Below are 21,896 nucleotides of genomic sequence, written 5' to 3'. Positions count from 1 at the left end.
GCCTTCCTCAACAGGGCGCCTTCCTAGTGGTGCCACTCGCCGGAGTTGACGTCCAGGCACTGCCCGGTGACCGCGCGCGCCAGCGGCGACAGCATGAACACGACGGCGTCGGCGACCTCGTCCGGCTCCGGGAGCCTGCGCAGGTCGGTGGTGGCGGCGTTCTCGTCGTACACCTGCTGCATCGGGACGCCGCGCTTCTCGGCGAGGTGGTTGAAGTACCACTGGAGGTTGTCGGCCCAGATGTATCCGGGCGCGATCGTGTTGACGCGGACGCCGCGCGGCCCGAGCTCGGTGGAGAGGTTCTGCGTCATCGCCAGCAGCGCGGCCTTCGCCATCTTGTAGGCGCCGAAGGTGCGCCGCGAGTGCCGCAGCACCGCCGAGTTGATCATCACGACGGAGCCTCCGCGCTCCTCCAGGGCGGGGACGAGCAGCTTCGTCAGGCGCAGCGCGGCGAGCACGTTCGTCTCGAACCCGGCGCGCACCGCGTCGATGTCGACCTTCATCAGGTCGCGCAGCGGCGGCGTCGCGAACGCGTTGTTGACGAGGCCGTCGACCCGCCCGAACGACGCGACGGCCGTCTCGGCGAGCCGTTCGCAGGCCGCGGCGTCGTTGATGTCGGTCGGGACGGTGACGGCGCGGCGGCCGAGGTCCTCGACCTCCTTCGCGACCTCCGCGAGCCGGGCCTCGTTGCGCGCCGCGAGCACGATGTCGGCGCCGGCCTTGGCGCACTGGAGCGCGAGGCCGCGGCCGAGGCCGGGGCCGACGCCGGACACGACGACGACCTTGTCCTTGAGCAGTTCCGAAGCCATCAGCCGAGCATCCTCCGCGCCACGGCGACCTGGCGGGCCGCGATCCGTTCCTTCCACTCCCCGGGGGTGACGCGCTGGCCCTCGTAGTGCGGCAGCACGCGCGGCAGCTCGTCGAACTTGACGATCTCGGCGGTGGGGCCGTCGGCGGGGGTGAGGTCGCGGGTGAGCCGCTGCCAGCGGAACTGCAGGTAGCCGCGGCTGTGGCCGGTCCGCTCGATCCAGTTGGCGAGGCCGGGGTCGCGCTCGCTGACCACGTAGCGGATCTTCCCGTCCGGGTCCACGCGCGCCTGGTCGCGGGTGAGGCTCGTCTGGTGGTTGATGTAGTCGAGCGAGATGTACCACATGCTGCCGAGCTGGAAGCCCATGTACGGCGCCACCGACGGGTCGGCGGCGGGCGCGGTGATGACCATGACCTCGTCGTCGGCCAGGTCGTAGTGCCCGACGGACGAGAACTGCGTCGCGAGCCCGCCGGGCGTCGCGCGCGGCTCGGTCAGCGTGTTGACCGGGAGCTTCAGGTAGTGCCACTCCGGGAACGCCAGGAAGGTCTTGATCCTGGACACCAGCATCTTCCCGGCCACCGCGTACCGCCGCGCCATCCGGTCGGACGGGACGGGCTCCGGGGACGTCCCGAGGGTGTCGGCGCGGTGGATGCGGATCTCGCCGGGCCGCTCGTTCTCCCAGTCGCCGAACACCTCCCGGACGATCAGCATCGCCGAGCCGGGCGCGAGCGCGACGTAGTCGTCCCCCTCGCCGTCCTTCGGCGGGCCGAACCGCAGCCGGAACGTCCCGTCCGCGGCGATCGTCAGCCTCCGGTCGTCGAACGCGGTGAGGCTGTCCGGCGACTGCGTCGGCGAGTAGTCGCCGTTCATGATCTGGAAGCTCAGGTCGGCGGTGGTGCCGCGGCGCCCGGTGACGACGTACTCGGCGTCGTCCCTGAGGTAGGCGTGGAAGTACAGCGTGTCCGGGTTGTCCAGGCCCAGCTTGGTGTACGGGCCGGTGGACGAGGCGAAGTACGGGTGGTCGTGCTGGTAGGCGCCGACCATGTGCAGCGACGCCTTGATGCTGCCGGCGAGGTAGTCCAGGCCCTCGGCGAGGTCCTGGTCGGTCCTGACGAACGGCGCGTTGCGGATGATCTGCTCGGCCTCGACGATCGCGTCGGCGAACGGGCGCGTCGCGGCGTCGGAACGGTCTGTAGCGTCGGTGGCCACCGGGCTCTCCTGGGGACGCGGGATCGGCGCGTGCGCGGGTGCGCTGCTCGCGCGTATCGGGACCGGACGGTAGAACGCGTTCTACGTCCGGGTCAACGAACGGGTCCCGATCACCGGGAGCCGGGCACCGGCGTGGTGAACTTCAGGCTCGGAACGTCGTCGAGCGACACCATGTACTCGTACGTCCGCGTGTGCCCGGTCCTCTCCACCAGCCAGTGGCCGCCCTCGCCGCGCCGGTAGACGTCGTGGTAGAACGCGGCGCCCCGGATGAGCAGCCGGTGCTCCGGAATGATGATCGTGTCGTCGAGGGACCAGACGCCGGTCGCCCGGTCGCCGTCGATGTCGATCTCCGGGGCCCCCGCGGTGTGCGCGCTGATCTTGTCGTCGCCGAGGTTGCCGCGCATGTACTCGACGATCGCGTCCCGTCCCTCCAGGCGCAGGGTCTTGCGGAGGACGGGCGTGTCGTACTCGGCGACGGCGCCGGGGGTGAACAGCCCGGCGAACTCGTCCCACTGCTTGAGGTCGACGCAGCGCAGGTAGCGGTGCTTGAGCCGGCGGATCTCTTCCAGCGCTTCCAGGTCCATGCGAGACAGCCTGACCGGTCCGCCCGCCCAAGACAAGAACACGTTCTAAAAATCCCCGGCACGGCGGCCCGCGCCGCGCTCCGGCGGCTGCCGCGGGCGTCGCCGCCCTGCGCGACGAGGACTCGGCGAGCGTGTCGCCGACCGACCGTTGAACGGCTTTGATCCCACGGCCGGGGCGGGTGGCGGCCGGCACCGGCCGTACCGTGCCCGCCAGAACCTGCTTTACCCTGTTTGACCTGGGCTTGGGCGCCCGTTCACGGGTCCCCGGCCGCCAGGTGACCGGCCGGAGAGAAGGCCGCAGCCAAGTACAAGATCGCCCCCCGGTGTGCCACAGGGGGCGTAAGGGATGTACGGTCGGCCGTTGAGCGGCTCGCGCAGGGTCCCGCCGGGCCGTCGTGGGGAAAAGAGGGCTGAGCCGTCCGCGCGCTACTCCTGCGCCCCGAGGGGCGCCGCACCGGCCATGACACCGACGTCCGCCGGCCGCGCCGCAAGCGGCCATGGCTGATCGGCGAGCTGGCGATCGTCTTCGTGCTGCTCCAGGTCTACGGCTACATCCGCTCGCTGGCCGACACGCGGTACGGGCCGGCGCTCTCCCATGGCCGGGACGTCCTGAGCATAGAGAAGCACCTCGGCCTCGATCTTGAACTCCGGACGAACCACTGGTTGACGCGGCATCACGATCTGTCCGAGGTCGCCGTCTGGATCTACCAGCACATGCACACCGGCTTCACGATGGGCATCCTGCTGCTGTGCTACCTCGCCGGGCCCGGCGTCTACCGGCCCGCGCGCAACGCCCTCGTCCTGACCAACCTCGCCGGGCTGGTCGTGTTCTTCGTCCTGCCGGTGATGCCGCCCCGGCTGCTGCCGCACGAGGGGTTCGTCGACTCGGTGGCCATGGCGGGCTTCGGGACCGTCCACAGCCCCGGCGGCGTGGAGGCCGACCAGTTCGCCGCCATGCCGTCCCTGCACATGGGATGGGCGGTGTGGGTCGCGGTGGTCATCATGGCGCTGCTGCCCCGCCACCGCGTGCGCTGGCTCGCCGTGCTGCACCCGGTCGTCACCGCGATCGTCGTCGTGATCACCGCCAACCACTACGTGCTGGACGTGATCGCGGGCGTGGCGGTGTCCATGGCGGCCCTCTTCGGGACCGGCCTGGTCTGGGCCGGCAACGGGACGACCTACGCGGCCGGCCAGCTGATCAAGCGCAACCGCCCCGACCCCGCGCCCGCCCTCGCCCCCGCCCCCGCGGACGTGGTCGACGTCGCGGAAGCGGCGGGCGAGCCGGACGGAGAGGCCCCCGTGCCCGGCGAACCGGCGACGAGCGCGGCCGTCGGCTCCAAGGCCGGTGCGGCCGCCGGCGCCGCGACGGCCGGCCTGGAGCGGCAGGCGAGCGGTGTCGCCAGGGCCGACACGGACAAAGGCCCGGAGCTGGCCGGCCCGTGACGGACGCCCTCCGGCCCGCGGAGGGACTCCGGCCCCCGGAACGACTCCGGCCCGCCTCTGCGCCGCCTGCGCGGGTCCCGGCTAGCCCGTGAGGGACTGGGTGCCGAGGACCGCGAGGAGCGCCAGCCGGTCCGCGTCCTCGGTGCCGGGCTCCGCCGTGTAGATCATGAGGCGCAGGTCGGGGCCGCGCACCGTCAGCACGTCGCAGTCCAGCGTGAGCGCGCCCACCCGCGGATGGTCGATGATCTTGCGGGACGCCTCGTGCCGGCCGACCGTCCCGGCGTCCCACAGCTCCGCGAACACCTCGCTCCTGGCGTGCAGTTCCGCGATCAGGTGCTGGAGCCCCCGGTCGGCGTGGTAGCGGCCGGCGGCGTCGCGCAGGTCCCCGGCCAGCGCCGCCAGGAACTCGCGCCGCTCCTCCGGCGTGTACCGGACGCGGTTCTCCGGCCCGAGGAAGTTCCGCCACACGCCGTTCCGCTCGATCCCCCGCCAGCCGGACGTGTCCCCCATGAGCGCCGTGTACATCGGGTTGGCGAGCAGCAGCGTCCACGCCGCGTCGTAGACCGCGACGGGCGTCCCGGACAGCCGGTCCAGGAGCCGCTGGACGCTCGGGGTGATGTAGGCGGGCACCGCGTCCGGGCCGGGGGGCACCAGCCCGGCGAGGTGGAACAGGTGCTCGCGCTCGTCCCCGGACAGCCGCAGCGCGCGGGCCAGCGCCTCGACGACCTGCGGCGACGGGTTGGACGCGCGGCCCTGCTCCAGCCGGGTGACGTAGTCGACGGAGATCCCGGCGAGCTGGGCCAACTCCTCGCGGCGCAGCCCGGCGGTGCGCCGGTGCCCGCCCGCGGGCAGCCCCGCCGCCTCCGGCGGGACCCGGTCGCGCCAGCGGTGCAGCGTCCTGCCGAACTTCCCCGGTGCCATGCCCCCAGTCTGCCCGCCCGCACCGGGATCCTGCCTGGTACCGCCGTTCCCAGGAAGAAGGGACGGCTGGCTGACCGCCCCGTCCCGCCGCAACCTGGAGACATGACGACAACACTGATCACCGGAGCGAACAAGGGCCTGGGCCACGAGACCGCTCGGCGGCTCATCGCCGCGGGCCACACCGTCTACATCGGCAGCCGGGACGCCGAGCGCGGCCGCCGCGCCGCCGCCGAACTGGGCGCGCGGCTGGTCGTCCTCGACGTCACCGACGACGCGTCCGTCGAGGCCGCCGCGAAGACGATCGAGGCCGACGGCGGCCTCGACGTCCTGGTCAACAACGCCGGGATCGAGGCCCGGCTGCCCGGCAACGCCGTGCCCGGCGCCGCCGAGGTCACCGCCGACATGATGCGGACGTCCTTCGAGACGAACGTGTTCGGGGTGGTGCGCGTCACGCACGCGTTCCTGCCGCTGCTGCGCCGGTCGGAGGCGCCGGTCATCGTGAACGTGTCCAGCGGGCTCGCCTCGCTGGCGAAGGTCACCGACCCGGGCACGCCCGCGTACGCCTACCCGGGCGTCGCGTACCCGGCGTCCAAGGCCGCGGTCAACATGGTCACCGTGCAGTTCGCGAAGGCGTTCCCGGAGATGCGGATCAACGCGGTCGAGCCCGGGTTCACCGCGACGGACCTGAACGGCCGCACCGGCACGCAGACCGTCGAGGAGGGCGCCGAGATCATCGTCCGGATGGCGCGGGTCGCGCCGGACGGGCCGACCGGCGGCTACTTCGACGCCGAGGGCCGCCTCCCCTGGTGACCTAGCCGGGGGTGTGGACGATCTCCCGCTGCCACTCGCCGCGCGGCTGGACGTGCAGGCGCCAGTAGTGCTCGGCGATGCGGTCGGGGTCGAAGAAGGTCCCCGCGGCGACGGGACCGTCCACGGTCACGGTCGCCGCGTGGACGCCGGACGGCCCGTACTCCTGGTCGAGCAGGGCCACCAGCGTCCGCACCCCGGCCTTGCCGAGCGAGAGGCTGGCGTACCCGGGCTTCGGCTCCGGCATCCCGCCGGTGACGATGAACGTCCCGCTCCCGCGCCGCGCCATGTCCGGCGCGACGCGGGCGGCGGCCGTCAGCGCCCCGCCGACGTTGACCGCCCAGGCGTCCAGGTGCTCGCGGGCGGACAGCTCGCCGATCCGGTCCGGCCGGACGAGCGCCGCGTTGTAGACCACGGCGTCCGGGACGCCGAACTCGGCCGCCGCGGCGTCGAGCGCGCCGCGCAGCGCCGTCTCGTCGGCGGCGTCGGCGGCCAGCCGGAGGACGGGCGCGGTCGCCTCCTCGATCTCGGCCAGCTTCCCGGGGTTGCGTCCGATGAGGGCGATCGGCATCCCCTCGCGGGCGAACCGCCGCGCGACGGCCGCGCCGATCCCCGGCCCGGCTCCGATGACCACTGCTCCCGGCATCTCGTCTCCCTTCGACGGCCGTGACGCTAGGGCCTCACACCGGTGTCAAGGTCAAGCGCCTAGTCGTCGGCCTCGGCGAGGGCGGGCACGGCGCCCGCCTCGGCGCGCTCGCCGCGAGAACGGACGTACCGCGACAGCCACCAGCTGAACGCGCTGAGCGCGACCAGCCCGACCGGCGCGATCCACACCATGGGGGATCCGGGCTCGCGCAGCGCCCTGCCGAGCCCGGTGTAGACGAGCGTCCCCGGGATGATCCCGGCGAAGGTGCCCGCGAGGTAGGGCGCGAACCGGACGCCCGCGACGCCCGCGCCGTAGTTCACCACCCCGAACGGGAACAGCCCGACCATCCGCAGCACCAGCACCGACTCGAACGCGCGGCGCGACAGGTAGGCGTCGAGGCGGGCGAGCCGCCCGGACCCGGCGTACCGGGCCACGGCGGGACGTCCGAGGGCCCTCGCCAGCGCGAACGAGATCGCGGCGCCCACGGTGGCGCCGACCAGGACCGACCCCACGCCGACGGCGACGCCGAACAGCGCCCCGGCGGACGCGTTCAGCACCGATCCGGGCACCAGCGCCGTCACCGCCAGGGCGTAGCAGACCGCGAACACGAGCGGCCCCCACCAGCCGAGCGAGTCGACCCACGCGCTGACGTCGCCCCACAGCGCGCCCCCGGCGATCGCCACGAGGACGCCCACGCCGAGCAGGACCGCGCCGAGGACCAGCAGCTTCACGACGGCGGCCCGCGACACGGGCGGGCCCCCGCCCGGCTCCGGTTCCTGCGCGGTCTCGCCCGCGCCCGGCGGCGGCGCGGGTGCGGCGGCGGGATGCGGGCTCATGTGTCTCCTGCCGGTGTGCATGGATGTCCGGTTCAGGCTACGAGGAGAACCTGAGAGAACGGACCGGCCGCCTTCGCGGCCACCGCCGGCGGACGCGAGATCATCGGAGGGGGCCAACAAGCCGGCACATCTTGTCTACCATCCGGACTGCCGGGGATCGCGAGGCGAGGGCGGGTGCGTGGCAGTGGCCGACGAGCAGGTGCATCTGGCGAACGCCGACCGGCTGCGCCGGCGCTGCGACTACGAGGCGGCCGAGGCCGAACTGGCCGCCGCGGCCGACGGGGCGGACAGGGCGGACAGGGCGGCGGTCGAGCTGGCCTGGGGGCGGCTGGAGTTCGACCGGGACGACCTCGCCGCCGCGCTGGCCCGGTTCGCCGAGGCGGCGGCGCTCGACCCCGGCTCGGAGGAGGCGATCGGCTGGCAGGTGGCCGCGCTGGAAGGGCTGTGCCGCTTCGACGAGGCGCGCGGGACCGCCGAGGACGGCCTGGCGCGCTTCCCGCACAGCGCGACGATCGGGGTGGCGCTGGCCCGGCTGCTGAACACGCTGAAGTATCCCGACGAGGCGCTGGCGCGGCTCGATCACGTCCTGGACCGGTGCCCGGAGGACGAGAACGCGCTGGAGTGGAAGATCGAGGTCCTGGCCGGGCTGGGACGGTACGACGAGGCGGAGCGCGTCTCGGAGACCGCCCTGGCCCGCCACCCCGAGTCGCCCGGCATCAACGAGAGCGTCGCCGACATCTACCGGAAGCGGCACCGCTTCGACGCCGCCCTCGCCTGCTACGAGAAGGTCCTGTCCGCGCAACCCGACGAGAGGGTGTCGCTGTGCGAGCGGGTCCGGGTGCTGCGCCGCGCGGGCCGGTACGACGACGCGCGGTCGGCCGCCGACGAGGCCGCCCGGCTCCTGCCGCGGTCGGCGAACGTGCTCGTCCACCGGAGCTACCTCGCCGAGGACGACGGGCGCCTTCCGGACGCGCTGGACGACGCCGACGCGGCACTGCGCCTCCAGGGCAACTGCCCCGACGCGCTGGAGCAGCGCATCGACGTCCTCCGCAAGCTCCGCCGCTACGAGGAGGCCGAGGAGGCCGTCGAGCGGGCCATCGGCGCGCATCCCCGGTCCGCGAACCTCCTCGCGGGGCTCGCCTGGCACTATCTCCTGCTCCGGCAGTACGAGAAGACCCTCGCCATGGCGGAACGCGCCCTGGCCCTCCACCCCCGGCACGCGGGTGCCCTGGACGCCCGCGCCACCGCCCTGCGGAGCCTGCGCCGCTTCCCGGAGGCGGAGGCCGCCATCGCCGCGGCGGTCGCGCTCGTGCCCTCCGCGCCCCGGCTCCGCGACGAATGGGGCCTTCTCCTGGACGAGCAGGAGCGGCACGCCGAGGCGCTGGAGCAGTTCGAGAGGGCCCTGGAGGCGGACCCGCTCGACGAATTCGCGCTGAGCTGGCGGGTGACCGAGTTGCGGCGCCTGCGCCGCTACCCGGAGGCGGAGGAGGCGTCCCGGGCCGCGCTCGAAAGCGTTCCCTCGGCGGGCAATCTCCTGGAGCGCGGAAGGCTGTACCGGGACCAGGAACGGTATCCGGAGGCACTGGCCGACTTCCGCCGCACGCTCGAACTCGATCCCACCGAGGTCTGGGCGCACGTGTCGATCGTCGACTGCCTGCGCCGGTCGGCCCGGTTCGACGAGGCCGCGGAAGCCGCGGAGCAGGCGATCTCCCGCTTCCCCGACGACCCCGCCCTGCGCCGCGAGTGCGGCTATCTCCATGTGTCCCGGGACATGGACGAGCAGGCGCTCCAGGAGTTCCGCGAAGCGGTCGGCCTGGATCCCGTCGACCCGTACTACCAGGTCGACGTCGGCTATGCCCTGCTCTGGCTCAACCGGTACCGCGAGGCGGAGTCGTTCCTGCGCGACGCCCTGCGGAAGAGGCCCGGCAATGTGCAGCTGCTCCAGGCGCTCGCCGCCGTCCTGACGGCGCAGGACCGCCATGACGCGGCCTTCGACGAACTGACCGCGGCGGAACGGGACGACGTCGGGATCATCACCGACCTGCGCATCTCGTCCCTCCGGCAGGCGAGGCGGTTCGAGGAGGCGGAGGCGCTCGCGCTCGACGCGGTGCGACGGCGGCCGGACATCGTGCGGCATCACCTCGAACTCGCGCAGGTCCATTCGGACCGGGGCCGCCATGCGGAAGCGGAGAGCGTGCTGCGGGACGCCCTGCACCGCTTTCCCCGGGACCCCGACATCCTCCAAGCACTGCTCCATCTCCACCGGTGGCTCGGACGCTACGAGGACGCGCTCGGCGAATCGCAGTGCCTGCTGGAGTCCTCTCCCCGATCCGTGACGTTCCTGTTGCAGCACGCCGACCTTCTCGACGACCTCGACCGGCAGGACGAGGCGGTCCGGACGGTCCAGGACGCGATGCCGCTCCACCCGGGAAAGGCGCGGCTCCGCCAGCACCTGGCCTGGTCGCTCTATGACCGGGGCAGGTACGAGGACGCCCTGGCCGAATTCGAACGGGCAGCGGCCACGGAGCCCACCCGCGGCGCCTGCTACGGACGTGCGGCCGCGCTGTGCAGGCTGGACCGCCACGAAGAGGCGATCTCCCTGCTCCGGGCGGAGGCCGCGTTCCGTCCGAACTACGCCCACACCTGGGTGGAGCTGGCGGACGCGTACGAGGACCTCGGGCGGTACGGCGAGGCGCTCACGGCGGCCGAGCAGGCCATCGGCGTGGACCCGTTCCACGCCGAGGCCCACGAGAAGCGGATCAGGGTCCTGCGGTTCCAGCAGAAGCCGAACGAGGCGGAGGCGGCCGCGAACGAGGCCCTGGCGCGCATGCCGGGGAACGCCACCCTGGTCATCGCGCGGGGCAGGGTCCTCGACGACCGGAACGAGTACGCCGAGGCGCTGGAGGACTTCGACCGCGCGCTGGAGCTGCTGCCCCTCTTCAACGTCGCCGTCATCGCGAAATCGTCCACGCTGCGGTCACTGCGGCGCTTCTCCGAAGCCGAGCGGATGGTCGCGGCCGCCGCCGAGCGCTACCCGCGCAACGCCTCGCTGCGCATGGAGCTCGGCTGGATCCACCGCGACCAGGGCCGCTCGGCGGAGGCGCGCCGGGTGTTCGCGCGCCTGCGCGACGAGGCCGCGAGCCCCGGCCGGCGGGCCGAGGCGTGCGCCGGCCTCGGCTGGGCGGCGTTCACCGACGACGACCACACGGCGGCGGAGCGGCACTTCCGCACCGCGGGCGAGGCCGGCGCGGGCCCCGGCGACTGGCAGGTGGGGCTGGCCTGGACGCTCCTCGGCCAGGCCGACCGGGCGCGCTGGGACGAGGCCGAGCGGCTCTGCCTGGACCTCCTGCAGCGGCGCCCGGGGCACCTGATGGCCCACACGTGCCTGGGCGTGCTCTACTACCGGCGCGAGGAGTACGCGGCCGCCGAACACCACCTGAAGCGGACGATCGACCTCGACCCGTACGACGGCGGTTACGTCGACCTGGCCTCCCTCTACGTCCATCTGGGGCGCTTCGAGGAGGCGGAGGAGATGCTCGGCAGGGCCCTGCGGCGGGACGCTTACGACGCGCAGGCGCACATCGAGTACGGCAACCTGTGCCTCCAGTGCGAGTCGGACGAGGCGGAGGCCGACGCGCGGGCCCGGCAGGCCGTCCGGCACTTCCGGCAGGCGCTGACGCTCAGCCCGGCGAGCGGCCCCGCCGCGATCGGGCTGGCGATCGGCCTGGCCCGGTCGCCGGGGGACCTGCTCGCCGCCGAGCGCGTGCTGCGGGACGCGGTGGAGCGCGCCGGGGACGGTCCGTCGCGCCCGAAACTGCTGCTGGCCCTCGCCCGGCTCCTGGTGGAGCGGGGCGACGCGACGCAGCGTCCCGAGCTGTACCGGGAGGCGGTGACCACCGCCCAGGAGGCCATCGAGCGGGCCTCGGGGGAGGCGGAGGCCTACTTCGTCGCGGGGGTCGCCACGTACAAGACCGCCGCGGCGGGCGCGGAGGTGCGGACCCGTCCGTTCTACCGCCGCCGCGCCGTCCGGTACCTCAAGGAATGCGTCCGGCGCGACGCGGGGCACGTGGAGGGGCGCCGGCTACTGCTGCTCGCCGAGGAGAGCGTGCGGACCGCCCGGGGCGGGGCCGCGGGCAGCGCGATCCTCATGACCATCGCGACGTCGCTGCTGGCCGCCCTGTGGATCGGGTTCTTCCTGTCGAACCGGATCAGCTCGACGGTCCTCGCCACGCTCACCCCGGTGCTGGTCGGCCTGGTGGCGCTGGGGTTCGTGCTGCCGCTGCTGGTCCGCCTCAAGCTCCCCGGCGGCGTGGAGGCGGACCTGTCGGCGAGCCTCCAGCAGGTGTCGTCCGGCCCCACGGGGGACGTGAGCATCGGCCCCGGCCGGTTCGGCGGCCAGGGCGCCGACACCATGAGCATGGCCCCGTTCGTCTCCGGCCCGAGCGGCCAGCTGCCGCGCCTGGAGTCGGAGCGCTAGCGGGCCTTCGCGAGGTGGCGGCGGTCCGAGCACCGCCGCTCCTCCCGGCACCCGGGGCGATGCGCCCGGATCGCCGGATCGGCCGGGTTTCCGGGGATAGGCTCCGCCCGTGGACGGAGCCAATGAGATGCGTCAGGTGTTCGCGGGCGCGGGGCTGTCCGCGCCGCCCGTCCCGCCCGACCTGGAGCCCCGCGTGCGGCGACGGGGCGACTGGCTGTACGCCACCCGCAGGATCGACCCGATGGCGATGTACATGTTCCTGGACCACGTCACCGAGGCGATGAGCCGCCGCGTCGGCGACTACATGGCCGTGTGCCACGCGGGCCACGGGGTGAACTCGTACTGCGTCAACTACCACCTCGTCTGGGGGCCGGTCGCGATCTTCGCCCAGACGGGCTGGGGCGGCGTCTACATGGACCGGGACCGCTCAGCGGCCGACGTCCGGGACCTGCTCGCGCAGTGCGGCGACGTCCTCGCCGCGGCCGCCGCGGCGCGTCCGGCCCTCGAACGGTCCGGGCGGCGGCTCGTCGTCGCCGAGAGCCGCATCCGGCGCTCGACCTACGGCTGGCTGGACGAGGACGGCCGGTACACCACCGTGGAGGACACGCGGGAGGCGCTGTCCGGGGCCGCCGCCCTCCTGCGCTCGGGCGGCTAGCGGTCCTTGCGGGCGACGGCCGTCCAGCCCGCGCCGGTGACGTACTCGCCGCCGGCCGGGCGCCACTCGTGCAGCGGGACGACGCCGGGCTCCAGGATCGTCAGGCCGTCCAGCAGCCCCGCCACCTGCTCGCGCGTCCGGGCGACGAGGGCCGCGTTGGCCGACTGCGAACGGTAGGTCGCCCCGACGTTCACGTTGCGCCGCTCCTCCACCGCCGCGTGCGACAGGATCACGTGGCTGCCGGGCGGCACCGCCTCGGCGAACCGCCGGACGATCCCCGCCGGGTCCCGCTCGTCCGGGACGAAGTGCAGGACCGCGACGAACAGCACGCACACCGGCCGCCCGAAGTCGATCAGCGCGCGCACCTGCGGATCGTCCAGCACCTCGTCGGGCTCCCGCAGGTCCGCCTGGACGACGGCGGTCCGGTCGTCGGCGTCGACCAGCGCCCGCGCGTGCACCGCCACCAGCGGGTCGTTGTCGACGTAGGCGACCCGCGCGCCGGGCCGCGCCGCGCGGGCGACCTCGTGCACGTTGCCCTGCGTCGGCAGCCCCGTGCCGAGGTCGAGGAACTGGTCGATCCCGGCCTCGGCGACGAACCGCACCGCCCGCTGCAGGAACGCCCGGTTCGCCCGCGCGACGCCCTCCACCGTGGGCAGCGCCCGGACGACCTCCTGCGCCGCGAGGCGGTCGCACTCGTAGTTGTCCTTGCCCCCGAGGAAGTAGTCGTACATGCGCGCCACGCTCGGCGTGGTCATGTCCACCCCGGCCGCCGGCGGGACCTCGGCTGAGCCCTCCATCGCGCACCCCTTTCCAGCCGAACTCTCGGCGATCATCGCCATTGTCCGGCATTTCACCGCAAGACCCCCCATTTCGTCCGGGGTGGCCGGGCGGCCCGGCCGCCCCGGAACGGGCGCCCGTCAGTGGTAGGCGTGCTCGGCCGCCGGGAAGACGCCGCTCACGACCTCCTCCGCGAAGGTGCGAGCGGCCTCGTCCAGCGTGTCGCGGAGGCCCGAGTACTTCTTGACGAAGCGGGGCAGCCGTCCCGGCGTGAGGCCCATCGCGTCCGTCCAGACGAGGACCTGCGCGTCGCAGTTCGGGCCCGCGCCGATGCCGACGGTCGGGATGTCCAGCGCGGCGGTGATCTCGGTGGCGACCTCCTCCGGCACCGCCTCGAGGACGACCGCGAACGCCCCCGCGTCCTGCACGGCGCGGGCGTCCCGGACGAGTTGCCGCGCCGCCGTCTCGCCGCGTCCCTGCACCCGGTAGCCGCCGAACGCGTTCACCGACTGCGGCGTCAGCCCGAGGTGGCCCATGATCGGGATCCCGGCCGCCACCATCATGTCGATCTGGCGGGCGCTGCGCTCCCCGCCCTCCAGCTTGACCGCGCCGACCCCGGTCTCCTTGACCAGCCGCGTCGCGCTGCGGAGGGCCTGCTCCGGGCCCGCCTGGTAGGTGCCGAACGGCAGGTCGCCGACGATCAGCGCCCGCTCGGTGCCGCGGACGACGGCCGCGGACAGGACGAGGATCTCCTCCAGCGTGACGGGGACGGTCGAGTCGTAGCCGAGGTGGCAGGCGCCCATCGTGTCGCCGACCAGGACCACCGGGATCCCGGCCTGGTCGAAGACGGACGCCGTCATCGCGTCGTAGGCGGTGAGCATCGGCCATCTCTCGCCGCTCTCCTTCGCGGCGGCGATGTCCCGCACGGTGATCCGGCGGGAGGACTCACCCCCGTAGAGGGACGTGCGGCGCTCTGCGGCCTCCTGCGTGCGGGCATGCGAAATACGCGTCATGACGACGGCTCCCGTTGCTCATCTCGAAGCGCCCTGACGGCGTCTCCGGACTCGCGCCCATCCTGACACGCCCCCGCCCCCAGATCGACCCCCGCCTCCGCCGGGACGGCCGCCGGCGGATTCGGACGCGGATGTGGATGTCCGGGACGGGTGGGTACGCCGTGCGTAAGGACGCGATATGCGTATGGAGGACAGCACCATGCCTATGACGACCAGGACCGGCCGGGTCAAGAAGGGCGAGCTGCCCAGCACCATCCAGCGTTCGGACGCCAAGGCGCAGCGCACGTTCGCGGAGGCGCACGACTCGGCCGCCAAGGAGTACGGGAGCGGGCAGCGGGCCTACCGCGTCGCCTACTCCGCGCTCAAGCACACGCACGAGAAGATCGGCGACCACTGGGCGCCGAAGCCCCGGGGCGCGAAGGGCCCGTCCGACCGGCAGGCCGCGGGCGGCGTCAGGACCTCCCGGAAGACCGCGGGCGGGGTGGACGCCAACGCGTCGAAGCAGCACCTGTACGACGTCGCCAAGCGGCTGGACGTCTCGGGCCGCTCCACGATGAGCAAGAAGCAGCTCGTCAAGGCCATCGAGAAGGCCAACACCCGCAAGACCGCCAAGGCGCGGTCCTGACGTCGGCATGCGGCGTGTCGCCCTTGTCCCGCGCCGGATGAGGGCGACACGCCACGTCTCGGTGGGTTAGTCGGTCCCGGACTCCATGGCGGCGGCGTCGAGGAGCTCCTCGCCGGTGGTCGTCTCGCCGCGCGAGGCGATCGCCTGGGCGCCGCCGGCGGGCATCGCGCCGATCAGTCCCGTCGAGGCGGCCTGCGCGGCGCCGATCAGCGCCGGGTGGGCGTCCCCGACCATGCCGAGGCCCGCGTACTGCTCCAGGCGGGCGCGGGAGTCGGCGATGTCGAGGTTCCGCATGGTGAGCTGGCCGATGCGGTCGACGGGCCCGAAGGCGGAGTCCTCGGTCCGCTCCATGGACAGCTTGTCCGGGTGGTAGCTGAACGACGGGCCGGACGTGTCGAGGATCGAGTAGTCCTCGCCGCGCCGCAGCCGCAGCGTCACCTCGCCGGTGACGGCGGTGCCGACCCAGCGCTGCAGCGACTCGCGGAGCATCAGGGCCTGCGGGTCCAGCCAGCGGCCCTCGTACATCAGCCGGCCGAGGCGGCGGCCCTCGCTCTGGTACGTGGCGAGGGTGTCCTCGTTGTGGATGGCGTTGACGAGCCGCTCGTACGCGGCGTGCAGCAGCGCCATGCCGGGCGCCTCGTAGATGCCGCGGCTCTTGGCCTCGATGACCCGGTTCTCGATCTGGTCGGACATGCCCATGCCGTGCCGGCCGCCGATGGCGTTGGCCTCCAGCACCAGGTCGACGGCGGTGGCGAACTCCTTGCCGTTGATCGTCACGGGGCGGCCCTGCTCGAAGCCGACGGTGACGTCCTCGGTGAGGATCTCGACCTCGGGGTCCCAGAACCGGACGCCCATGATCGGGTCGACGATCTCGATGCCCGCGTCGAGGTGCTCCAGGGCCTTGGCCTCGTGGGTCGCGCCCCAGATGTTGGCGTCGGTGGAGTACGCCTTCTCGGTGCTGTCGCGGTAGGGCAGGCCGCGTTCGAGCAGCCACTGCGACATCTCCGTCCGGCCGCCGAGCTCGCCGACGAAGTCGGCGTCCAGCCACGGCTTGTAGATCCGCAGGGACGGGTTGGCGAGCAGGCCGTAGCGGTAGAACCGCTCGATGTCGTTGCCCTTGTAGGTGGAGCCGTCGCCCCAGATCTGCACGTCGTCCTCGAGCATCGCGCGGACCAGCAGGGTGCCGGTGACGGCGCGGCCGAGGGGGGTGGTGTTGAAGTAGGCGCGGCCGGCCGAGCGGATGTGGAACGCTCCGCACGCCAGCGCCGCGAGCCCCTCCTCCACCAGGGCCTCCCGGCAGTCGACCAGCCGGGCGACCTCCGCCCCGTAGGCGGTGGCGCGGCCCGGCACCGAGGCGATGTCGGGCTCGTCGTACTGGCCGATGTCGGCGGTATAGGTGCAGGGCACGGCGCCCTTCTCGCGCATCCACGCGACCGCTACCGAGGTGTCGAGGCCGCCGGAGAAGGCGATCCCGACGCGCTGGCCGACAGGCAGTGAGGTGAGCACCTTGGACATGAGTAGAAGTATGCACGCCAATGCATGATCATGCAACACGGTGGATGGTGATCCAGCGCACTGCGGCACGCGGAAGGCCGCCCGCCCCGGGGGACGGACGGCCTCCACGGTGCCTTTGACGACCGGCCTTCTCCGAGGTGCGGGACGTCAGCCGGTGACGGTCGCCAGGTACTCCTCGGTCTTCACGGGGTCGAGCAGCCAGTTCGAGAAATCGCTCGGGTTGGCGTAGCCGTAGGCGAACCGGTACGCGACCGCCTCGTTCTGCGCCGCGATCGCCAGCACCTTCTGGACGTGCTCGGGCAGCGGCCCCAGCATCATGTTGGTGTAGGCCGTCGGGTGCTTGGCGTACTCCCAGTAGGCGTCGAACGTCCGCTGCATCCAGGCCGCGTCGAACGGGCGGTCGGCGTTGCGCAGGATCTCCTGGAAGTAGATCTCGGCGCAGCGCGCGGCGTTGTTGGCGCCCTGGCCCGTCACCGGGTCGTTCGCCACCACCACGTCGCCCATCCCGAGGACGAGCGCGGACTCCGACAGCCGCCCCACCGGACGCCGCACCACCGGCGCGTACCCCCCGTACAGCGTGCAGCGGGCGTCGGTGGGCTCGGCGTCGACGGTCCGCTCGTACTCCCACGGCGCGTACTGCCGCATCATGTCGAGCGTGCGGGCGAGGTGCCCGGCGGGGTCCGGCCGGTCGTCCCACACGTCGAACGGGCCGCCGGGGACGGCCTCCCAGAGCAGGATGTCGCAGGGCCCGGTGTTGGTGTAGCCGGGCATGAAGAACAGCTCCCCGACCCCGGGCGTCGCGGTGATCCGGACGTGCGGCTCGGGATGGTCCGGCCACGGCGTCATCCCGTGCAGGTAGATGCACGACAGCTTGCGCTGCGGACGGTCATACGGCGACCGGCTCGCGTCGCGGTCGAACAGGTCCACCAGCTCGCCCTTGCCCGCCGCGATGAGGGTCAGGTCGTACAGGGCGGAGAGCCCTTCCAGGTCGGACGTCATCACGCTGTGGTAGACGACGTTGCCGCCGCGCTCCTCGAACAGCTCCAGCCAGCCCGCCATCTTGACCCGCTGGTCCACCGACTGCGCGTAGTCGTCCCAGCGGCCGAGGGTCTGGAACGCGCGGGACCCGGGCGGGGCCGCCACCGTGACCCGCTGCGCAACGATCTTCGGCGCCCGGTCCTCCCACAGGTTCAGCCCGTGGTCGCGCTCGATCCGCAGCTGGGGCCAGAACACGCACTGCGTCGACATGATCCGGCCGGTGCGGATCTCGTCCGGCGTCCGCGCCGACATGACGGTGACCTCGTAGCCCGCCGACTGGAGGCTCAGGGCCAGCTGCAGGCCGGCCTGCCCCGCTCCGACGATCAGGATCCTTCGCAACGCTTCCTCCTTGTGCGGGGCGTCATGGGTGCGGGGCGGCCCGCCCCGTCCGGCCCGGAGGCTCGGGCGCGGGCGGAGCCGGGGCCCGGGTCAGCGGGCCGCGGCGGTCCCGCGTCCCGCGGTCCGGTCGAGGGTGTGGCCGAGCGCCGCCGTCAGCGTCGCGACGACCGAGCCGCGGTCGCGGGCGTCGCAGGCGACGACCGGGACGCCCGGGTCCAGCCGGAGCGCCTCGGCGACCTGCTCCAGCGCGTGCGTCTGCCGCCCGTCGAACAGGTTCACCGCCACGACGAACGGCACGTCGGAGTCGTTCTCGAAGTAGTTGACGGCCGGGAACGACACGTCCAGCCTCCGCGTGTCGACCAGGACCAGCGCGCCGCTCGCGCCGCGGCACAGGTCGTCCCACATCGGCCAGAACCGCGGCTGGCCCGGCGTCCCGAACAGGTACAGCACCAGGTCGGAGGCCAGGGTGACGCGGCCGAAGTCCATCGCCACCGTCGTGGTGGTCTTGCCGCCTGCGTCGGCGAGCGGGTCGACGGTCCGGGCCGCCTGCGTCATCCACGCCTCGGTGTTCACCGCCGGGATCTCCGAGATCGCCTCCACCAGCGTGGTCTTGCCGACGCCGAACCCGCCCGCGACGACGATCTTGACCGAGGTGCGGGGCGCCGCCGGACGCGCGCCCGGCGACCGGCGCCCGTCCTCCGGCCCCTGCGCCGGGTCAGGCGAGCTCGCGTAGACCATCGATCACTCTCTCCAGGACGTGCGGGTCGTACGGCGAGGCGCCCTCCGCGGCGATCACGATCCGGTCGCCCGCGGCCAGGTCGGCGAGCAGGACGCGGGTGACCCCGAGCGACACCCCGCAGTGCGCGGACAGTTCGGCGACGGACTCGGCGGCGGCGTGCGCCCGCTCGTACAGCGCCCGCGCCTCCGGCAGCAGCCGCTCGGCGAACGCCGCGTCGTAGCCCGCGCCGGACACCACGGTGTGCACGAACAGGTGCCGCCTGCCCCGGGTCCGCCCGCCGGTCAGCACGTACGGCCGCACCCACGGATTGGCCGTCATGTCCCTCCTCCCCGCAGGCCCGGACGGACCGGACCCGCCGGACGCACCGGCCGGGGCGCGGCGCCCGCGGCGCCGGTCACGGCATCGCCTGTTCGGTCATGCGGCGCAGGTCGTCGCGCATCTGCGGGGTCAGCACGTGCCCGGCGCCGTGCACGAACTTCGTCATCTCGTGGGCGACCGCGCCGAGGTTCGCGCCCTCGCCGACCAGCACGACCAGCCCGGCGAGCTGCCCGATCCCCATGAACAGCAGGTGCCCGGACGCGAACTTCAGCATCACCTGGTCGCAGCCGCCGGCCCCGACGTGCTTGGCGATGTTGTTGCCCAGGCTGATCATCCCGCTGGTCAGCGCGGCCATCGGGTCGACGAACTCCGACGGCATCGGGCCCGACTCGACGAGCGCCAGCCCGTCGGACGAGACGATCAGCGCGAACGTCACGCCGGGGGTGGACGAGGCGAACTGCCGCAGCAGCCACCCGAAGTCCTGGGGGCCGCTGGGGCCCGTGGAGGCGATGCTCACTGCCGTCCTTCCTCCAGGTCGTGCGCGGCTTTCGGAGCCTCGGGGGCGTCGGGCGCCTCGGTCCGCGCGGCGTCGGCGGGCGCCTCCGCGGCGTCGGCGGCGGCGTCGGGCAGGTGCGTGCCCGCGGTGAAGGCGGCCAGGTCGTCGGCGAAGGACGACCCGGGCGCGGCGTCCGCGGCGGGCGGCGGGTCCGGTGGCGGTGCCGCGACGGGGCGCAGGCTCGCCCGCTCCCGGCGCGGCAGGCCGCCGAGGTCGGGCTCGCCGCCCGCCGCGCGGACGGGCGCCGGGCGCCCCGCCGGAGACGCCGCCGCGGGCCTGGCCGGACGTTCCGCGAAGGCCGGACGTTCCACGGCCGCCGGGCGCTCCGCCGGTGCTCCGGCCGGAGCCCCCGCGGGGCGCTCGCCGCGGCGCGCCATCGCCAGATGCGCCATCGCCGGAGGCATCTCGCCGGTGCCGACCGTGTGCGGCTCGTCCGGCGGGATCTCGCAGAGCATCGACGGCGGGATGGTCACCATCGCGACCGTGCCGCCGGTCCGCCCGGCGAGCCGCACGCCGATGCCGTGCCGGCGGGCGAGCCGGTGCACCACGGGGAAGCCCGTCTGCCGCGACGTCTCGTCCGTGATCGGCGGCACCGGCCCGGCCAGCGCCTTGTTCAGGCCCTCCAGCTGCGAGGGCGACATGCCGATGCCGGAGTCCTCGATGCGGAGCATCACGGCGCCGTCGCCGAGCAGGTGCGCGCTCACGGTCACCCGCGAGGGCGAGTAGCGGGTCGCGTTGTCCAGCAGCGCCGCGACGAGGGACGCCAGGTCCTCCGCCGCGTACGCGGGGACGGCGAGTTCCACCACGCGCAGGATCGAGACGTGCCGGTACTGCTCGATGGACGACTCGGCCATCCGGACCACGTCCAGCAGCGACGTGTCGGCCCCGGACGCCTCCTCGGCGTCCCGGCCGGCGAGGACCCGCAGGTCGCGCGCGGCCCGCCGCATGCGCGTCACGCCGTGGTCGATCTCGTAGAGGGCCTCGAGCCGGTCCGGGTCCTCCTCCTGGCGTTCCAGCAGGTCCATGGCGGGGCGCATCTTCTCCGCGAGCACGAGGAACTGCAGACAGAAACGTTCGCACAATTCCGGCCACACGTCCGGATCGACCGTTCCAACGGACATCGGGACCGAACCCGGCATCGGCACATGCGGCCGCTGCTGCGGCTGCGCGGCCATCGGTGCCTGCGGCTGCGCGGCCGGCGGGACCTGCGGCTGCGGCTGCGTCGGCCTCTGCTGCTGCGGCTGCGGCTGCGCGGGTCTCTGCGGTTGCGGTTGCGGCGGCCTTTGAGGCTGCGGTTGCGCTTGCGGCGGCGCGGCCATCGGCGCCTGCGGGACCGCCATCGGCCCCGGATGCGGCGGCGGGACGGCCTGCGGGGGCGGGACGGCCTGCCGGGTGCGCTTCGGCCACCTCACCGGCGCGCTCCCAGAGCCGCCGTGGGAAGGTGCGCGCCGCAGGTCATCCGGCGTTTCGTCACAGCAGCCTTCTTCACCTAAGCCTCAGCACCGGGCGACGCGGCAGCGGACCGCGGGCGCTCGGAACTCCGGCCGGCGGCCCCCTGCCGGAAGGGGCACCGGGAAAGAGTGGCATACGCAGAGTCGCCGATCAACGCGTTCCAGTTATATAACCCTTATGGCTATCAAAAGCCCTTATTTAACTTTTGTCGCTATTGCCGGGAATTTCCGATCGTGTCGCGCCGGTCGATGACCCGGCGCAGCGCGTCCAGGCTGCGCGCGATCGGCGGCGCCTGCTCGCCGCCGCGCCGGACGCAGGCGATGAGGCGGCGCTTCGGCACCGCGCCGCCGCGCAGCGGGACCCGGACCGTTCGGTCCTCCGGCGGCAGCGGGGCCAGCCGGGGCACCAGCGCGACCCCGAAGCCGCGCGCGACCAGCGACGACACCGCGAACCACTCGTTCGCCTCGTGCGCGACGCGCGGGACGTACCCGGCGGCGGCGCAGGCGGCGAGCAGCAGGTGGTGCTGGTCGGGCCGGTCCGGGCAGCCGATCCACGCCTCCCCCGCCGCGTCGGCGAGCCGGGCCGTCCCGGCGGACGCGAGCGGGTGCCCGGCCGGGACGAGCAGGTCCTGCGGCTCGTCCAGCAGGACGGTGCGGGTGAACCGGGCGTCGTCCGGGCCGGGGACCTGCTCGCTCGGGATCACGACCGCGATGTCGGCGCGGTGCGACAGCAGCAGATGCGCCGCGTCCTCGCTGTCCTTCTCCGCCATGTGGACCGTCAGGCCCGGGTGCTCGGCGCGCAGCAGGGCCGCGGCGGGGGCGACGAGCGCGGCCAGCGCGCTGGACACGCTGCAGAACCGCACCTGGCCGGACGTCCCGGACCGGTGCTCGGCGAGGTCGGCGCGGGCCCGCTCCCACTGCGCGGAGAGGAGGTCGGCGTGCCGCAGCACGGTGTGCGCGGCCGGGGTGAGCCGCACCCGGCGGCCCTGCGGCTCCAGCAGCTCCACACCGAGGTCGCTGGCGAGCTGCCTGAGCTGCTGGGACACCGTGGACGGCGTCAGGTGCAGCGCCTCGGCGGCGGCGGTGACGGTGCCGCGCTCGCGCAGCAGGCGCAGGGTCTGCAACCGGCGGTCGATCAT

General features: G+C 73.6%; 20 protein-coding genes. 5 read left to right on the top strand and 15 right to left on the bottom strand.

From position 1 onward, the window contains the following. Positions 1-23 precede the first annotated feature (23 nt). The 3 genes from J4557_RS16270 to J4557_RS16260 all read right to left on the bottom strand — a co-directional run bounded on the left by J4557_RS16270 (position 24) and on the right by J4557_RS16260 (position 2,601). The gene (locus tag J4557_RS16270) at positions 24-809 is read right to left on the bottom strand and encodes an SDR family oxidoreductase (protein ID WP_208267369.1); all 786 of its coding nucleotides are present in this window, start codon (positions 807-809) and stop codon (positions 24-26) included. Next, positions 809-2,017 carry a hypothetical protein gene (locus J4557_RS16265; RefSeq protein ID WP_208267368.1) on the bottom strand — a complete coding sequence of 403 codons (1,209 nt, stop codon included), beginning with the start codon at positions 2,015-2,017 and terminating at the stop codon, positions 809-811. The genes J4557_RS16270 and J4557_RS16265 overlap by 1 nt, the downstream gene beginning before the upstream one ends. Before the next feature lie 110 nt (positions 2,018-2,127). Next, entirely contained in the window at positions 2,128-2,601 is a 474-nt protein-coding gene (locus J4557_RS16260) for a nuclear transport factor 2 family protein (protein ID WP_208267367.1), read from the bottom strand. Positions 2,602-3,129: 528 nt separating this feature from the next. Between J4557_RS16260 and J4557_RS16255 the strand changes: the two genes are divergently transcribed. Beyond that, positions 3,130-4,044 (top strand): phosphatase PAP2 family protein, encoded by a 915-nt coding sequence (locus J4557_RS16255; protein WP_208267366.1) that lies wholly within the window; start codon positions 3,130-3,132, stop codon positions 4,042-4,044. An 81-nt stretch (positions 4,045-4,125) separates the two neighbouring features. On the opposite strand, the gene J4557_RS16250 is transcribed toward J4557_RS16255, so the two are convergent. Continuing rightward, complete coding sequence (locus J4557_RS16250) at positions 4,126-4,965, bottom strand: helix-turn-helix transcriptional regulator (RefSeq protein WP_208267365.1); 840 nt, start codon at positions 4,963-4,965, stop codon at positions 4,126-4,128. A 102-nt stretch (positions 4,966-5,067) separates the two neighbouring features. Here J4557_RS16250 and J4557_RS16245 point away from each other — a divergent pair, with 102 nt between their 5' ends. Next, positions 5,068-5,775, top strand: a complete 708-nt coding sequence (locus J4557_RS16245) for an SDR family NAD(P)-dependent oxidoreductase (RefSeq protein ID WP_208267364.1) — start codon at positions 5,068-5,070, stop codon at positions 5,773-5,775. 1 nt (position 5,776) lies between these two features. Here the strand turns inward: J4557_RS16245 and J4557_RS16240 are convergent, their stop codons facing one another. Beyond that, entirely contained in the window at positions 5,777-6,418 is a 642-nt protein-coding gene (locus J4557_RS16240) for an SDR family NAD(P)-dependent oxidoreductase (RefSeq protein WP_208267363.1), read from the bottom strand. A 59-nt stretch (positions 6,419-6,477) separates the two neighbouring features. Continuing rightward, positions 6,478-7,254, bottom strand: coding sequence for a TVP38/TMEM64 family protein (locus J4557_RS16235; RefSeq protein WP_208267362.1), 777 nt, complete (start codon positions 7,252-7,254; stop codon positions 6,478-6,480). 178 nt (positions 7,255-7,432) lie between these two features. On the opposite strand from J4557_RS16235, the gene J4557_RS16230 reads away from it, so the two are divergent. Beyond that, positions 7,433-11,731, top strand: coding sequence for a tetratricopeptide repeat protein (locus tag J4557_RS16230; RefSeq protein WP_208267361.1), 4,299 nt, complete (start codon positions 7,433-7,435; stop codon positions 11,729-11,731). 109 nt (positions 11,732-11,840) lie between these two features. Further along, positions 11,841-12,386 (top strand): hypothetical protein, encoded by a 546-nt coding sequence (locus J4557_RS16225; protein ID WP_208267360.1) that lies wholly within the window; start codon positions 11,841-11,843, stop codon positions 12,384-12,386. Here J4557_RS16225 and J4557_RS16220 read toward each other — a convergent pair. Together J4557_RS16220 and panB are read right to left on the bottom strand one after the other, a co-directional pair. Beyond that, entirely contained in the window at positions 12,383-13,183 is an 801-nt protein-coding gene (locus tag J4557_RS16220; RefSeq protein WP_208267359.1) for an SAM-dependent methyltransferase, read from the bottom strand. The genes J4557_RS16225 and J4557_RS16220 overlap by 4 nt on opposite strands. Positions 13,184-13,303: 120 nt before the next feature. After that, positions 13,304-14,176: a 3-methyl-2-oxobutanoate hydroxymethyltransferase gene (panB, locus tag J4557_RS16215; protein ID WP_208267358.1), complete on the bottom strand. Its 873-nt coding sequence runs from the start codon at positions 14,174-14,176 to the stop codon at positions 13,304-13,306. A 199-nt stretch (positions 14,177-14,375) separates the two neighbouring features. On the opposite strand from panB, the gene J4557_RS16210 reads away from it, so the two are divergent. After that, positions 14,376-14,801 carry a ChaB family protein gene (locus tag J4557_RS16210; RefSeq protein WP_208267357.1) on the top strand — a complete coding sequence of 142 codons (426 nt, stop codon included), beginning with the start codon at positions 14,376-14,378 and terminating at the stop codon, positions 14,799-14,801. A gap of 66 nt (positions 14,802-14,867) precedes the next feature. Here the strand turns inward: J4557_RS16210 and argG are convergent, their stop codons facing one another. From argG to J4557_RS16175, 7 genes are all read right to left on the bottom strand, one after another. Continuing rightward, entirely contained in the window at positions 14,868-16,316 is a 1,449-nt protein-coding gene (gene argG / locus J4557_RS16205; RefSeq protein ID WP_173098221.1) for an argininosuccinate synthase, read from the bottom strand. 147 nt (positions 16,317-16,463) lie between these two features. Continuing rightward, a complete protein-coding gene (locus J4557_RS16200; protein ID WP_208267356.1) occupies positions 16,464-17,693 on the bottom strand; it encodes a styrene monooxygenase/indole monooxygenase family protein in 1,230 nt (409 codons plus the stop codon). A gap of 90 nt (positions 17,694-17,783) precedes the next feature. Then, the gene (locus tag J4557_RS16195) at positions 17,784-18,431 is read right to left on the bottom strand and encodes a GTP-binding protein (RefSeq protein ID WP_208267355.1); all 648 of its coding nucleotides are present in this window, start codon (positions 18,429-18,431) and stop codon (positions 17,784-17,786) included. Continuing rightward, complete coding sequence (locus tag J4557_RS16190; RefSeq protein ID WP_151543152.1) at positions 18,409-18,750, bottom strand: DUF742 domain-containing protein; 342 nt, start codon at positions 18,748-18,750, stop codon at positions 18,409-18,411. Before J4557_RS16190 ends, J4557_RS16195 begins: the two co-directional genes overlap by 23 nt. Before the next feature lie 76 nt (positions 18,751-18,826). Then, positions 18,827-19,267 carry a roadblock/LC7 domain-containing protein gene (locus J4557_RS16185; protein ID WP_208267354.1) on the bottom strand — a complete coding sequence of 147 codons (441 nt, stop codon included), beginning with the start codon at positions 19,265-19,267 and terminating at the stop codon, positions 18,827-18,829. Further along, a complete protein-coding gene (locus J4557_RS16180; RefSeq protein WP_208267353.1) occupies positions 19,264-20,427 on the bottom strand; it encodes a sensor histidine kinase in 1,164 nt (387 codons plus the stop codon). Before J4557_RS16180 ends, J4557_RS16185 begins: the two co-directional genes overlap by 4 nt. A gap of 542 nt (positions 20,428-20,969) precedes the next feature. Then, complete coding sequence (locus J4557_RS16175; RefSeq protein WP_208267352.1) at positions 20,970-21,896, bottom strand: LysR family transcriptional regulator; 927 nt, start codon at positions 21,894-21,896, stop codon at positions 20,970-20,972.

It is taken from the genome of Actinomadura nitritigenes (genome assembly GCF_017573545.1).
Taxonomy (GTDB): domain Bacteria; phylum Actinomycetota; class Actinomycetes; order Streptosporangiales; family Streptosporangiaceae; genus Spirillospora; species Spirillospora nitritigenes.
This window is presented reverse-complemented; position numbering and strand designations above follow the sequence as displayed.

Coding starts and splice junctions, on each gene's coding strand:
- J4557_RS16245 (WP_208267364.1), top strand. CDS start 5,068: ATGACGACAACACTGATCACCGGAGCGAACAAGGGCCTGGGCCACGAG.
- J4557_RS16195 (WP_208267355.1), bottom strand. CDS start 18,431: ATGGTCTACGCGAGCTCGCCTGACCCGGCGCAGGGGCCGGAGGACGGG.
- argG (WP_173098221.1), bottom strand. CDS start 16,316: ATGTCCAAGGTGCTCACCTCACTGCCTGTCGGCCAGCGCGTCGGGATC.
- J4557_RS16190 (WP_151543152.1), bottom strand. CDS start 18,750: ATGACGGCCAATCCGTGGGTGCGGCCGTACGTGCTGACCGGCGGGCGG.
- J4557_RS16260 (WP_208267367.1), bottom strand. CDS start 2,601: ATGGACCTGGAAGCGCTGGAAGAGATCCGCCGGCTCAAGCACCGCTAC.
- panB (WP_208267358.1), bottom strand. CDS start 14,176: ATGACGCGTATTTCGCATGCCCGCACGCAGGAGGCCGCAGAGCGCCGC.
- J4557_RS16175 (WP_208267352.1), bottom strand. CDS start 21,896: ATGATCGACCGCCGGTTGCAGACCCTGCGCCTGCTGCGCGAGCGCGGC.
- J4557_RS16180 (WP_208267353.1), bottom strand. CDS start 20,427: ATGTCCGTTGGAACGGTCGATCCGGACGTGTGGCCGGAATTGTGCGAA.
- J4557_RS16235 (WP_208267362.1), bottom strand. CDS start 7,254: ATGAGCCCGCATCCCGCCGCCGCACCCGCGCCGCCGCCGGGCGCGGGC.
- J4557_RS16250 (WP_208267365.1), bottom strand. CDS start 4,965: ATGGCACCGGGGAAGTTCGGCAGGACGCTGCACCGCTGGCGCGACCGG.
- J4557_RS16270 (WP_208267369.1), bottom strand. CDS start 809: ATGGCTTCGGAACTGCTCAAGGACAAGGTCGTCGTCGTGTCCGGCGTC.
- J4557_RS16210 (WP_208267357.1), top strand. CDS start 14,376: ATGCCTATGACGACCAGGACCGGCCGGGTCAAGAAGGGCGAGCTGCCC.
- J4557_RS16220 (WP_208267359.1), bottom strand. CDS start 13,183: ATGGAGGGCTCAGCCGAGGTCCCGCCGGCGGCCGGGGTGGACATGACC.
- J4557_RS16240 (WP_208267363.1), bottom strand. CDS start 6,418: ATGCCGGGAGCAGTGGTCATCGGAGCCGGGCCGGGGATCGGCGCGGCC.